This is a genomic window from Lunatimonas salinarum (genome assembly GCF_017811155.1).
In the GTDB taxonomy this organism is placed as follows: Bacteria; Bacteroidota; Bacteroidia; order Cytophagales; family Cyclobacteriaceae; genus Lunatimonas; species Lunatimonas salinarum.
On record NZ_JACVCV010000006.1, the window covers coordinates 183,500 to 196,297 of the forward strand.

15 protein-coding genes and 1 tRNA gene are annotated in these 12,798 nt (G+C 44.6%); 12 read left to right on the forward strand and 4 right to left on the reverse strand.

What is annotated here, in order from left to right; genetic code table 11:
* Nucleotides 1-135 precede the first annotated feature (135 nt).
* From IAQ59_RS09245 to IAQ59_RS09270, 6 genes are all read left to right on the forward strand, one after another.
* Nucleotides 136-1,236: a serine hydrolase domain-containing protein gene (locus tag IAQ59_RS09245; RefSeq protein WP_209330511.1), complete on the forward strand. Its 1,101-nt coding sequence runs from the start codon at nucleotides 136-138 to the stop codon at nucleotides 1,234-1,236.
* Nucleotides 1,237-1,428: 192 nt separating this feature from the next.
* Nucleotides 1,429-1,510, forward strand: a tRNA-Leu gene (locus tag IAQ59_RS09250).
* Nucleotides 1,511-1,600: 90 nt separating this feature from the next.
* Entirely contained in the window at nucleotides 1,601-2,527 is a 927-nt protein-coding gene (locus IAQ59_RS09255) for a ribose-phosphate pyrophosphokinase (protein WP_209330512.1), read from the forward strand.
* A gap of 43 nt (nucleotides 2,528-2,570) precedes the next feature.
* Nucleotides 2,571-3,152 (forward strand): 50S ribosomal protein L25/general stress protein Ctc, encoded by a 582-nt coding sequence (locus tag IAQ59_RS09260; protein ID WP_209330513.1) that lies wholly within the window; start codon nucleotides 2,571-2,573, stop codon nucleotides 3,150-3,152.
* Nucleotides 3,153-3,353: 201 nt separating this feature from the next.
* Nucleotides 3,354-3,914, forward strand: a complete 561-nt coding sequence (gene pth / locus IAQ59_RS09265; RefSeq protein ID WP_209330514.1) for an aminoacyl-tRNA hydrolase — start codon at nucleotides 3,354-3,356, stop codon at nucleotides 3,912-3,914.
* A 121-nt stretch (nucleotides 3,915-4,035) separates the two neighbouring features.
* The gene (locus IAQ59_RS09270; RefSeq protein WP_209330515.1) at nucleotides 4,036-4,329 is read left to right on the forward strand and encodes a thiamine-binding protein; all 294 of its coding nucleotides are present in this window, start codon (nucleotides 4,036-4,038) and stop codon (nucleotides 4,327-4,329) included.
* A 75-nt stretch (nucleotides 4,330-4,404) separates the two neighbouring features.
* Here IAQ59_RS09270 and IAQ59_RS09275 read toward each other — a convergent pair whose 3' ends face one another.
* Nucleotides 4,405-5,343: a succinylglutamate desuccinylase/aspartoacylase family protein gene (locus IAQ59_RS09275; RefSeq protein WP_209330516.1), complete on the reverse strand. Its 939-nt coding sequence runs from the start codon at nucleotides 5,341-5,343 to the stop codon at nucleotides 4,405-4,407.
* Nucleotides 5,344-5,577: 234 nt separating this feature from the next.
* On the opposite strand from IAQ59_RS09275, the gene murB reads away from it, so the two are divergent.
* Nucleotides 5,578-6,591 (forward strand): UDP-N-acetylmuramate dehydrogenase, encoded by a 1,014-nt coding sequence (gene murB, locus IAQ59_RS09280; RefSeq protein ID WP_209330517.1) that lies wholly within the window; start codon nucleotides 5,578-5,580, stop codon nucleotides 6,589-6,591.
* 4 nt (nucleotides 6,592-6,595) lie between these two features.
* On the opposite strand, the gene IAQ59_RS09285 is transcribed toward murB, so the two are convergent.
* Entirely contained in the window at nucleotides 6,596-7,078 is a 483-nt protein-coding gene (locus tag IAQ59_RS09285; RefSeq protein WP_209330518.1) for a deoxycytidylate deaminase, read from the reverse strand.
* A gap of 414 nt (nucleotides 7,079-7,492) precedes the next feature.
* On the opposite strand from IAQ59_RS09285, the gene IAQ59_RS09290 reads away from it, so the two are divergent.
* The 4 genes from IAQ59_RS09290 to IAQ59_RS09305 all read left to right on the forward strand — a co-directional run bounded on the left by IAQ59_RS09290 (nucleotide 7,493) and on the right by IAQ59_RS09305 (nucleotide 8,983).
* Complete coding sequence (locus tag IAQ59_RS09290) at nucleotides 7,493-7,867, forward strand: response regulator (RefSeq protein ID WP_209330519.1); 375 nt, start codon at nucleotides 7,493-7,495, stop codon at nucleotides 7,865-7,867.
* Between the two features lie 74 nt (nucleotides 7,868-7,941).
* Complete coding sequence (locus IAQ59_RS09295; protein WP_209330520.1) at nucleotides 7,942-8,427, forward strand: hypothetical protein; 486 nt, start codon at nucleotides 7,942-7,944, stop codon at nucleotides 8,425-8,427.
* A gap of 64 nt (nucleotides 8,428-8,491) precedes the next feature.
* Nucleotides 8,492-8,698 (forward strand): hypothetical protein, encoded by a 207-nt coding sequence (locus IAQ59_RS09300; protein WP_209330521.1) that lies wholly within the window; start codon nucleotides 8,492-8,494, stop codon nucleotides 8,696-8,698.
* 144 nt (nucleotides 8,699-8,842) lie between these two features.
* On the forward strand, nucleotides 8,843-8,983 hold the full coding sequence (locus IAQ59_RS09305) for a hypothetical protein (protein ID WP_209330522.1): 141 nt from the start codon (nucleotides 8,843-8,845) through the stop codon (nucleotides 8,981-8,983).
* 64 nt (nucleotides 8,984-9,047) lie between these two features.
* On the opposite strand, the gene IAQ59_RS09310 is transcribed toward IAQ59_RS09305, so the two are convergent.
* Entirely contained in the window at nucleotides 9,048-10,547 is a 1,500-nt protein-coding gene (locus IAQ59_RS09310; RefSeq protein WP_425342604.1) for a peptide MFS transporter, read from the reverse strand.
* 407 nt (nucleotides 10,548-10,954) lie between these two features.
* Between IAQ59_RS09310 and IAQ59_RS09315 the strand changes: the two genes are divergently transcribed.
* The gene (locus tag IAQ59_RS09315) at nucleotides 10,955-11,389 is read left to right on the forward strand and encodes a peptidylprolyl isomerase (RefSeq protein WP_209330524.1); all 435 of its coding nucleotides are present in this window, start codon (nucleotides 10,955-10,957) and stop codon (nucleotides 11,387-11,389) included.
* Nucleotides 11,390-11,442: 53 nt separating this feature from the next.
* Here the strand turns inward: IAQ59_RS09315 and IAQ59_RS09320 are convergent, their stop codons facing one another.
* Nucleotides 11,443-12,726: a NupC/NupG family nucleoside CNT transporter gene (locus IAQ59_RS09320; protein ID WP_209330525.1), complete on the reverse strand. Its 1,284-nt coding sequence runs from the start codon at nucleotides 12,724-12,726 to the stop codon at nucleotides 11,443-11,445.
* Nucleotides 12,727-12,798 lie beyond the last annotated feature (72 nt).

Here is a 12,798-nt window from a genome sequence, read left to right on the forward strand (position 1 = left end):
AGGACGTAGTTTTATGAGGGAGAATGGAAGGTTTTTAGCTACATTGAAAAATCTCTGTAAGAGACGTTGTGGTAGGGTCTTAAATTGAAATCCACAGATGAGATTAGTTGATTTATGGCTATGGAAAGATGGGCTATGAAATACAAGTTTGCGCTTTTGGGAGCTTTTATCCTTTATGGTTGCGTTACATACGACGAAAATATAGCCGATTTTCCAAGTCCTCCTACGATCTATTTCCCTCCAAAGGATGCTGATTTGTGGGAGAGTATTTCTCCCAATGAGTTAGGTTGGAATACCGCAAAGCTATCCGAGCTCTTTGCCTATTTGGAGAGTAATAACACACGGGCATTTATTGTCCTAAAGGACGGTAAAATTGCAATTGAAGCATACTTTGGAAAGAATGTTTTGGGGAACGATTCATTTGATAAAGAATCGAGATGGTATTGGGCGTCGGCAGGCAAAGTACTGACTGCTACGCTAGTCGGTATTGCGCAGCAGGAGGGACTTTTGCGTATTGATGATCCTACATCCGACTATTTGGGAAGTGGCTGGACCAGCATGACCGCAGAAAGGGAGCGATTGATTACAGTTAGAAATCAACTTACCATGACAACGGGGCTGTCGTACCAAATAAATGATCTGGATTGCACGCTTCCTGCATGTCTAACCTATGGTTCAGATGCTGGGAATCAGTGGTATTATCACAATGCGCCGTATACATTGCTAGGAAAGGTCGTTGAGAATGCCGCCGGTATGGGCTATAATGAATATACCCGTCGAAAAATTCATTCCGTGACCGGTATGAGTGGACAGTGGGTTACTCAAGGATTCAATCAGATCTATTGGAGCACAGCCCGGGATATGGCTCGATTTGGACTGTTGATTCTTAATAAGGGAACTTGGGGCACTACTGAAGTCCTATCCGATACGGGGTATTATACTCAAATGATCCAAACTTCACAGGATCTCAATCCCTCCTATGGATACCTTTGGTGGCTAAACGGGAAAGGATCGATTAGGTTTCCAGGGCTGCCAAATTTGTTTAATTTGCCATTGGCAGATAATGCTCCGAGGGATTTGGTTGCTGGGTTGGGTAAAGATGGCCAATTCGTTGAGATTGTTCCAAGTCAGGGTTTAGTAGTTGTTCGGATGGGGTCAGCACCAGACAACTCGCTTGTTCCAATTTTATTTCATAACGAAATGTGGGAAAAGCTGGGATTGGTGATAATCCCGTGAATCGGTTTCCTTTGCCAGGGACGGTAGACTATCCGGTAAGGTTAGGTAATAGGAATTAAGGTTGGTTTATCTGGGCCTTTGGCTGGGTGATTTCGAAGGGCTGGGACCATGAATACTTTTTCGCAAAATCATTTGAGGTCACTTGCAGGACCGCGATTTACTTTCTACTTTTGCTGACCCAAATAGAGTGCTGCGCACGTGGTGAAACTGGTAGACACGCCACTTTGAGGGGGTGGTGCCTTCGGGTGTGGAAGTTCGAATCTTCTCGTGCGCACAATGCCTTGCTTCTTTAAGCAAGGTTTTTTTATTACCTTTGATTCTTCATTCCTAGGAACCCATCCACAAAACAATCAACAAAGATCCCATGCCTGAGGTAAAAATTTTCTCCGGAACCAATACCCCGGTGTTAGCAGAAAAAATCGCGAAAGCATACGGTCAGGACTTGGGAAAGTTAACCATCAGCAAATTCAGTGACGGTGAGCTTTCTCCCAGTTTTGACGAATCCATCAGAGGTTGCAACGTTTTTTTGATTCAGTCGACCAATCCTTCGGCGGATAATCTGATGGAGTTGTGCTTGATGATTGATGCAGCCAAAAGGGCGAGTGCCTACAAAGTATGTGCGGTAATTCCCTATTACGGATATGCTAGACAAGACAGAAAGGATCGCCCTCGGGTTTCCATTGCTGCAAAACTCATCGCCAATATCCTCACTTCTGCGGGAGCCGATAGGATAATGACCTGCGACCTGCATGCAGGACAAATCCAAGGGTTTTTTGATATTCCTTTGGATCATTTAAATGGATCAGCTATCTTTGTGCCCTATTTGAAAAGCCTTGATCTTGGCAACCTTATTTTCGCCTCTCCCGATGTGGGAGGAGTGGGTAGGGCCAGAGCTTATGCCAAGTATTTTCATTCAGAAATGGTCGTCTGTGATAAGCATAGAAAACGGGCCAATGAAGTTGCCTCCATGCAGATTATTGGAGATGTAGAAGGGATGGACGTGGTGCTGGTGGACGATTTGGTAGATACTGCGGGTACGATTTGCAAAGCAGCGCAGATCATTATGGACAAAGGGGCCAATTCGGTGAGGGCTATTTCCACCCATGGGGTTTTGTCTGGGAATGCCTATGAGAATATTGAGAATTCGGTACTTTCTGAGTTGGTAATTACGGACACCATCCCCTCAAAGCAGGCATCCTCAAAAATTAAAGTACTGACTGTCGCTGATTTGTTTGCTAAGGCAATCCATGCTGTAACGGGCAATGAGTCAATAAGCGCACTGTTTCTTTAGAAAAAAAGAGAAAATTATTTTACACAATTATAGCTTAATATTTATGAAATCAATTGAGATTATAGGGTTTAAAAGAGCAAATCTCGACGGCAGAGAACTTACCCAAATCAGGGAAGAGGGAAATGTTCCCTGTGTAGTGTATGGTCCAGGTATCAAAGAGCAGATACACTTTTACGCTCCTATTATTTTGTTCAGAGATTTGATCTACACCCCAGAGGTGCACATGGTTGATTTGAACATTGAAGGTACCAAAATAAAGGCGGTATTGAAAGAAAGCCAATATCACCCGGTAAGTGAAATGATTCTTCATGCTGACTTCTTGGCTTACAGCGAAGACAAGCCTATCAAAATGGAAATACCGGTGACCATCACAGGATCTTCGCCTGGTATTATGAAAGGTGGTAAATTGGAAATAAAAACCAGAACTCTCACCGTAAAAGGTCTTGCAAAGGATCTGCCGGATAATATACCGGTAGACATCTCTTCGTTGGATTTAGGTAAGTCCTCCAAGGTAGGCGATTTGAAGGGTGAGAATTTTGAGATTTTAACCAGCCCTAACGTAACCATCGTAACCATCGGAATTCCAAGGGCGCTCAGAGGCAAAAAGGCCGGAGACGAGTCTTAATTTACTAGCGGTAAAATCAAATTCAATCCTGTTTCTTTACGGAGGCAGGATTTTTTTGTTATTCCCCCGTATAGGAAAAATCAATTATAGACACATGAAATCGAGCACGACGTACCCGTCACACACTGGGATGCCCCGATAGCTATCGGGGCAACCATGCGAGATTCCATGTGTGACCTTTGAAAAATCAATTATAGACACATGAAATACCTGGTAGCAGGGCTGGGAAACATTGGGCCTCAGTATGAATTAACGCGACATAATGTGGGATTCCTCACCCTAGATAGGCTAGCAGATGTTAAGGGGATCGCCTGGGAGTCAAACAGACTCGCTTTTACGAGTTTTTACAAGCACAAAGGAAGGCAGATTCATTTAATAAAACCTACCACCTATATGAACCTGAGCGGTAAGGCGATCAGCTATTGGCTAAAGGAGCTTAAAATTGACCTAAGCAACCTGCTAGTCATTGTGGACGATATTGCGCTTCCATTTGGTAAGCTTCGGATGCGCCCCAAAGGATCTTCCGCAGGGCACAACGGACTGAAAAACATCGAAGAAATCCTCGGAACCCAGTCTTATGCGAGGCTTAAATTCGGCATTGGGGATGATTTCCCGAAGGGCAGGCAAGTAGATTATGTGCTGGGAAGGTTGCCCGAACCCGAACTGGCCGAGCTTCCTTTTATAATGGATCGGGCTATTCAGATTACAGAATCCTTTTGTACCGTGGGGATTCAGCAGACGATGAACCAATTTAATCAATGATGCTTTCCGTTAGGAGTGGTCTTTATGTGCCTGTTGGACGGCAATGCATGCAGGATCCGAATGGCTCGTCAGGTCAGCAATTGATAGGAACCGCTTAAATTCTAATGATAATCGAAATCATATGACACTCATTAATCTTGGCATTCAAATTGTTCCAAAAGGCAAATCTTTGGACAGCTATGCACTGGTAGATAAGGCGATAGCCGTGATCCAAGCGTCTGGTATTAAACACACTGTGACGCCGTTTGAGACGGTTATGGAAGGGCCGCAGGAGAAATTGATGGCTATCGCGAAGGAGGCCCAGAATGCCGTTTTCGAGGCCGGTGCGGAGGAAGTATTGATTTATTACCGCATGCAGATTCGCAAAGATTCCGATGTCACGATGGATGAAAAAACAGCGAAGTTTCGGCAGTGACTGCGCAATGTAATCAGGGCTACCTGAGCTCCATAGTAGGTGTAGCTGAGTCGAAAGATCCTCTGTCTATCCTTTTCAGGGACGGCCTATATGCACCAGCGCATCGCCGGCGTTGATCACAGGTTGGTTGTTCAGTCCTATGACAAAGCCATTTGCCATACTTTTTACCGGTACCTTTACTTGTCCGTAAGGGTCTGATATTTTTGCCAATATTTGTCCTTTTTTTACCTGGTCACCTATGCTAACGGTAGGCATGAAGATTCCCGAAACGCGGGCTCTGAGCCAAGAGCTTTCTTGGAGCATCATGGAAGCTGCTACAGGGCCATCTTTTTCTATCATCTCTAGGTAGCGAAGGAGCCTGCGTGTACATTGTATGCCCTCCTCCACGGATTGGTTGTCCAGCCGCATAGATTCCCCTCCTTCAAAAACCAAGATGTGCTTTCCCATTTTGAAAGCCTCCTTTCTGAATGAGCGGTCAATGTGCGGAGAATTAAGAATAAAAGGGGCGCCAAATGCCTTGGCAAGTTCTAGACCCTTCGTGTCTTTAAAATCCACCCGAACCTGTGGGAAATTACTCAGCATCCTTCCTCCAGTATGAAAGTCTATGCCAAAGTCGATCATCGGAATGATTTCTTCGGTCAAGATGTGTGCAATTTGAGAAGCAAGAGAGCCCTTATTGCTGCCAGGAAAGCTTCTGTTCAGGTCTCGGCCATCCGGAAACGTCCGTGAATTGCTTAAGAAACCATAAACATTTACCAAAGGAATAAAAATAAGTGATCCTCTGCTCAGTCGGAACAGATTTTCCTCCAGCATGCGCTTCACGGTGACCACCCCATTGATCTCATCGCCGTGTAATCCGCCACTGATCAATACTACAGGGCCGTCGGTTTTTGCTCTTCGGATAAATACGGGCAGATCGATCAGTGTATGGGTAGGTAACCGGGCAATTGCAATATCAATGTTAATAGATTGTCCCGGGCGGATGCGCACGCCATTGATAATCATTTCCTTCATTTGACGTTGTAATGTTTTTTCGAGATATACTAATTCAAATATACCGGTATTGTGGGTAACTAATTTGATTCAGAAGCATTATATCGCAAAGATCCTTTTTCCGAGTTAAGCGATGGGGGATGACTGTTAAGTGGGGCTTGGAAGTGACCCTATCCGACACCTAATCATTTTATGGTACAAAGAATTTCTATTTATGCTTTAAAAATCCGTAAAAACTGCCTTATTTCGTGCCTCATGCAGATACAGGAAGATTTTTCGTTACGGCAGTTGAATACGTTTGGGCTGGATCAGTGTGCCCGTTTTTTTTCCGAGGTTTATTCAACTGAGGATCTTACCGAGGTACTTCGTTGGTGTGATGAACGGGCGATTCCAGTATGGGTCTTAGGCGGTGGAAGTAACGTGCTGCTGACAAGCGATCTAGAAGGGATGGTCATCAAGATAGGGATCAAGGGAAGGGAAGTGGTGGAAGAAACCGAAGACCATGTGTTGGTTAGGGTAGGAGCTGGTGAAAATTGGCATGAATTTGTCATGTTCGCCGTTGCAAAAGGTTGGGGAGGGGTAGAGAATTTGTCACTTATCCCGGGGACGGTAGGTGCTGCACCCATTCAAAACATTGGCGCATATGGTGTGGAGGTTAAGGATGTTTTTCATAGTTTAGAGGCCATAGACAAGAAAACTACCTCGTTGGTTTTTTTCGATTCCAAAGGATGTGCTTTTGGGTACAGGGATAGCTATTTTAAAGGGCAGGGAAAAAATCGATACGTGATATGCTATGTGACTTTCAAATTGTCCAAGTCACCTGTATATAACCTCACTTATGGCAATGTGGAGGATATGCTGCACGAACTGGGGTATGTAGAACCTAGCCTGACGGCTGTGAGTGAGACGATTAGCTTTATCAGACGGCAGAAGCTACCAGATCCGTCTCGTATAGGAAATGCAGGGAGTTTTTTTAAGAATCCAGTGGTTTCGTTAGCACAATATCAATCGCTGAAAGATAATCATCCCACTTTGCAGGGGTTTCCCACGAAGGATGGAATGAAAATTGCTGCTGCGTGGCTGATAGAGCACTGTGGGTGGAAGGGGAAGCGTTGGGGTACGGTAGGTGTCCACGATCGGCAGCCCTTGGTCCTTGTTAACTATGGTCAGGGGAGAGGGCAAGATATCGTGAACCTTAGCCAAGCCATCGCAAAGGCGGTGATGGAAAAATTTGGGGTACCATTGGAAGTAGAGGTAAACTTCTGGTAGAGCGCTAAATAAGCGGATCCACTTTTTCCAATGGCTTGGCGTATTTCACGACATCAATACCAAATTTTTTTAAAAACTCGAGTCCCTCATCCTGAGGTAGCCCTTTATACTCTGCGTATGAATACAAAAAAACCACTTTTTCGATACCCATAGAATAAATAATCCGGGCGCAAGGTAGACAGGGTGCCAATGTCACAAAAAGAGTGGAGCCCTCTACGGTGGCTTTATTCTTAACAGCGTACAAAATGGCATTTTGTTCGGCGTGCAATGCAAGTGAGCAGCTTCCTTTACTATCCCTGCTACAGCCCTCCTCAGGAAACTCTTCGTCGCAGTTGTGGGTCCCGGAAGGTGGGCCGTTGTATCCGATAGAAATAATCCGGGTATCCTTTACCAGTACCGCACCCACGTGCTTTTTGATGCAGTGGGAGCGTTTAGCCAAATTCACGGCTAATTCCATAAAAATATCTTCAAAGTCTGGGCGTTTCATGGATGGCTGCTTTATGATTTTCCTATTCGGATCTTACGATGGTATAAGGCATTGATTTTTAGTTTCAAAGCATCTTTGGGTATATCGAATCTATTCTGCTCCTAATCACCGTTTCGCTGGGTTTGTAAGAAGAGCCCTGCTGCTTTTAAACCGAAAATCGCAATTAATCCAGTCAAAAATAGCGCTAAATTCAGCAAAATTAAAATGGAGAAGGATGGTACATTGGGCTGCGTCCAGTGTTTTTACGGCAGCAGGTGGGATCTACCACCCAATAAGTTAAGAAAATGCGGGATGCTAGGAAAGACCTGCAACGCTTCGATCAAAAAAAAATATTGGATTCAATAGCAATTCAAAATTTAATAATTATTTTTGTACTTAATTAAATGCTTTTCAAAAACACCTTTTTGCAATTCAATGGTCAAAATTATCCTTATCGACGACGATCCCATAAGTACATTCGTCACTGAAAAGCTCATACATAAAAATATTAAGATTCCTTGCCAAATATTTACGTTTGACAATGCGAAAGATGCGCTAAGGGATGTTAATAAAATCAAGCCACATTATTTATTTTTGGACTTGAATATGCCTGAGATGACCGGTTGGGATTTTTTGGAGGTGTTTGACCCACAACACGAAGATCCTGAGATTTACATTTTGAGTAGTTCAGTAGATGAAAGGGACATCAACAAGGCCAATGAATACAAACAGGTAAAGAAGTACCTTTCCAAGCCGCTCATCAAACAATACATCAAATCCATTTTTGGGAGTGGTGAAAAACCCGATTAATAGATAAAAATAGTTGCCTCTTCAAAACTCCTTTTCGTGAATTCTGTTTTATTATTGAAACAGAACTTTACGCCATGGCTATACCTAATCCAAAATTAATTAGTAGCATTCGCAAAACCGCCCAGCGCCTCAAAAACGGAACTCCTTACCAATGGGGACACATGGGTGCCTGTAATTGTGGGAATTTAGCCCAGGAGCTCACTAGCCTGAGCAAGGGCGATATTCATCGCCTAGCCATGCAGGGTGTCGGCGATTGGAATGAACAGCTCCGAGACTATTGTCCCACGAGTGGCTTCCCGATGGACTTGATGATCAGTAAGTTGCTTGAGGCAGGACTTTCGCTGGATGACCTCAGCGACCTTGAAGGGCTCTCTGATCCGGTTATTTTGGCAGAAATTCCTTCGGAGCGCCGTAAACAACTTTCCAAAAACAACCGGAATGATGTCGTTCTATACATGGAAACATGGGCAAATTTGCTGGAACGGCAGTGGCTTGCGCTTCATGCCATTTCCGGTGAAAATTCGAAGGAAAAAATAAATCAGTTTGTCGTATTGAGTTAATAAGTAATTTTTCATTACTTAGCGGGTGAAACAAGTACCTGCGCTAATTTTAACGAGAACTGAAATGGAAGACTTCGACGACGATTTTGACGAATTTGATGATCAAGAAGATGAGTTCGCTGACGAATTTGATGACGAGATTTTTGATGAGGACGAAGATCACGGTCTAGAGGACGACATCTTTACGGACTTTGACGATGACGATTTCGACGAATTAGAGGATGACTTTGATGACGGCGAAGAGGAAGAGGATGATGAAGATGATTTCTGAAAAGAATCCGAAATACCCTTCGGCTAGCTATTGAAAATTGTAAAGCAGGACCTTTAAACCGGCCTGCTTTCTTTGTTATAAAGGAAGGCTGTGTTAACTTGCGAAAAAAATTAAATTTACCTCGAAAATCAAACCTTTCATGATATGCTGTTAGAAATTTTCAGTGCTCCAATAGCTTCCGGAGCTCAGTTGTTCTGGACAATCGTTTGTATACTCGTAGGACTTGGTGCTGGATTGTCCGCCATAGACTTTAGAAGTACGCATTTTAAGAAGGAAGAGGATTAAACTTCCTTTTAGTCCATTAATTTTAAGAAAAGGCTTTGGCAAGATGGTTTGCCAAAGCCTTTTTTTATTTAACCTCTCCCATAAGCTTGCGAATGGGAAAGCTAAGGAAAAAGAGCAGTATACCTGCGCCTGCAGTAATCCAAACGATACGTAAATACTGGTCGGGCATACTTTGCAATGCCTCCGCTGATCCTCCGCTGGTAGCCCCGGCAATTCTTCCTGCAATCAAGTTGCCCATTGCAATGGATAAGAACCACATCCCCATCAGCTGACCCGCATATTTTTCCGGGGCGAGTTTCGTCGTCAGGCTCAAACCAACCGGGCTTAGGCTCAGTTCGCCAAAGGTATGGAACAAGTAAGTCAATATGAGCCAAGTGGGCGCTGCCATTTCACCAGAGGCTGCAACTTTGGCAGCAAAATACATGATCAAAAATCCAATCGCCAAAGAGAGCAAGCCAAGCGCAAATTTCAAAGGTGAGCTAGGCTCGAGATTTTTACGGCCCAACCAAACCCACATAGCCCCGAAGAATGGAGCGAAAAGGATGATGAACATTGAATTTATAGACTGAAAGTATCCTGTAGGGATCTCCATACCGAATGCGCTGCGGTCTGTAAAACGTTCCGCAAACAGATTCAGTGAAGAGCCTGCTTGTTCAAATCCAGACCAAAACAAGGCGGTGAAAACAAATAGAATCGCTATAACCCCCACTTTCTTTTTGTCCACTACAGATAGGCCTCCGAATAGGACCAAATATCCAAAATAGAGTAATGCGACTATCAGAATAATGTTGTTGGATGCAGCTGCTACTTTTGGGGCATCGATGGAGAAAACTCCTCCAAAAAGCAAAAGCAACACAAAAAGTAACATTCCCACGATAGCCGACGACCAACGGGTTAAATTTCGTTTGATGGCCAATTCTTCGGCGGTTCTGGCCTGAGGTGCCTCGCCTACGCCGGCTAAGTGGTGTCCTGTGACTCGATATTGAACCAAACCCAGTAACATGCCAAAACCGGCCAAGCCAAAACCTAAATGCCAGTCATAGACGGCCAATGTGCTGCACGCAATGGGGGCTATTAGCGCCCCAAGATTAATTCCCATGTAGAAAATGGAGAATCCGGCATCCCTTTTGGAGCTGCCCTCTGGGTAAAGCTTGCCTACAATTGAACTGATGTTGGGTTTGAGCAGCCCGGTTCCCATTACGATAAGTACCAATCCAGCGTAGAATGAGTATAAGTCTAATCCGGTGAGTGCATTTTTGGAGGCCGTTCCTCCTTGAATAAGGTGAACCACACCTGGTAGTGCCATGGTAAAATGGCCCAGTGTGATGATGATTCCTCCATACCAAACGGCCTTCTTTAATCCAAAAAGCCGGTCTGCAAACCAACCACCGGGAAGGGCAAACAAATAAACACCCATGGTATACAACCCGTAGATAGCTCCTGAGGTGACGTCATCCATGCCCAAGCCGCCATTAACCAAGGGTGCGGTCATGAACAAGATCAGGAGCGCCCTCATTCCGTAATAGCTGAACCTCTCCCACATCTCTGTGAAAAATAAGGTCATCAGCCCTTTCGGATGTCCAAATAATTGCGGGCCTTCTACCTTAAGTGTCTGATCCGGAATAGCATGCTTGCCAAATGCAGAGTCTTTCTTTTCCAATGGAATAAAATTTGTGTCAGAAGATCTAGTTTGTTTACTAACTACTTTGTCTGGGGTTCAGGGATTATGCAGCGTGGTACCGCATGGGTCACTGGCACTCTCCTAGAACCAAGTAGTTCGGGTTTCAATTACAATTATACACCAATTTCTGATTTTCCATTTCACCAGGCTTGATAATTCCGGACCAAATCCAGATAAATGATTAATTTTGCCAAAATAAGCTGAAAGAAATACCGCCGATGACGTTCATCAACGCAAAGATGGCGCCTTGGTTGGGATGCTGACTTATCTTCAAAAACAATCAATAACACATGCGAACAGGAGAAATACATACCGCCAAAGGGGTGATGAAAGTGAGCTTTTACGACGAAGATGCCCCTAATACCGTGGAAAATTTCGTAAAGCTATCTAAGGAAGGTTTCTATGATGGGCTGACCTTTCACCGGGTCATTCCCAACTTTGTAATTCAGGGAGGCTGTCCCATTGGAAATGGTGCCGGTGGGCCAGGTTACACAATCAAATGTGAGCTGAACGGTGAATTGCAATACCACGATAGAGGGGTTCTTTCCATGGCCCATGCTGGGCGAAATACCGGAGGATCGCAATTTTTCATTTGTCATAGCAGGGATAATACCAGTCATTTGGATCGAAATCATACCTGCTTTGGTAAAGTTACCGAGGGGCTAGAGGTCATCGATGCTATTCGGGCGGGAGATAAAATCGAGAAAATCGTGATAAACGAATAAGTGCTAGGATTAGGTGCCTCTTACAAGCGTATAGGGAGAGGCACCTAGTCCCATTAAAACAGTGCGCCTGCAATGGTGGCAGTCATCAAACAGGCTAGCGTAGCGGCAAGGAGTGCCCGCATGCCGAGTTTGGATAGGTTGCCTTGTTGATTGGGAGCGATGCTTCCAATTCCGCCTACTTGTATAGCGATGGAAGAAAAATTGGAAAATCCGCATAGTGCGTAGGTGGCAATGGTGACGGCGCGCTCCGAAAGCATGTTTGCCTCCTTCATTTCGGCTAAACCCAGGTAAGCTACAAATTCATTGATGACCGTTTTCTGACCTAAAAGAGAACCTACCGGTAACGTTTCGTGCCAATCCACACCAATTACCCAGGCAAATATTCTGAAAAGTTGCCCTAGTAGATACTCTAGGGATAATCCCTTGAATTGGCCTTGAGTGGACTCGATAATCCATGGGTTGATGCCAGTGAGCTCTCCTGCCACCTCCAGCAAGAGGTAATTTACTGCAGCAATCACTGCTATAAACGCCAACAACATCGCTCCTACATTCAATGCGAGCTTGAGTCCTTCTGAGGCGCCTCTCGACATGGCATCTATCAGGTTTACGTCTGTGTTTTCCGCATTGATTACCAATTTATCATTTACCCCTTCCCGGTTTATTTCGGGGAGGATGATTTTTGCCATTACAATCGCGGCTGGCGCATTCATAATGGAAGCTCCCAAGAGATAGGTAGCAAAACGACTCTGTTCTTCGGGACTGTCTCCTCCTAGAAAGGCGACATAACCTGCCAGTACGCCTCCGGCAATGGTAGCCATTCCCCCTGTCATTAGGCACATCAGCTCCGACCGAGTCATGGTCGGTATGAATGGTCTGACCAATAAAGGCGCTTCTGTCTGACCTAAAAAGATATTTCCGGCGGCAGAGAGACTCTCCGCACCGGAAAGTCTCATCGTCCGGGACATGACCCACGCAATCCCAAAAACAACTTTCTGGAGAATGCCTAAATAATAAAGGCCCGCTGATACGGTAGAAAAGAAAACAATGGTAGGGAGTACCTTAAAGGCGAAAATGAACCCAAAGCTGTCTGTAGCCAAATCTCCAAAAAGAAACGTGGCTCCATCTTCTGAAAAACCCAAAAACCGTACGAATATCCTACTTACCGCAGCAAACAGGTTCGCTACAAAAGGTACCTTGGTAATTAGGAATCCAAAAATAAGCTGTAATGAAACCCCTATAAGCACAAGTCTCCAATCAACAGATTTCTTATTGACAGAAAACAGGGCTGCAACACCCAATAGCACGGCAATCCCTAGTAGTCCTCTGATATATTCCATATGTTAGAGCAGAAGCGCTTTGAGTAAGTGTGTAAGCACCATCTGTTTTATTAATTTAGGCGCTTCATCATG